Here is a 270-nt window from a genome sequence, read left to right as displayed (position 1 = left end):
CCGAGGGCGGCAGGAATGCCGATATCGACTTCAGCGGAGCCCCCCACATGCCCGGCACCATGTACACCACGAAGGCGAACACGGTCACCGCCAGTATGGTCCGGGTAACGGACAGATGCTGCAGGGGACTGTCGTGCGCAAAGCGTATCTTGCCGATCAGGTACAGTCCCAGCATCCCGAAGATGGCTATCCAGAGGGCCAGGAACACTTCCCTGTCCAGCCAGTTCCAGTGGTAGGCAAGGTCCACGTTGGACAGGAACTTCAGTGCCA

At 60.4% G+C, this 270-nt stretch carries 1 pseudogene; it reads right to left on the bottom strand.

Features of this window, described 5'->3' with window-relative positions:
* Positions 1-270 (bottom strand): annotated as a pseudogene (locus tag C5745_RS20700) (hypothetical protein); the annotation flags it as partial.

This window comes from Sphingobacterium haloxyli, from assembly GCF_002980525.1.
Lineage (GTDB): Bacteria > Bacteroidota > Bacteroidia > Sphingobacteriales > Sphingobacteriaceae > Sphingobacterium > Sphingobacterium haloxyli.
The sequence above is the reverse complement of the archived record's forward strand: the minus strand, read 5'-3'. Positions and strand labels throughout refer to the sequence as shown.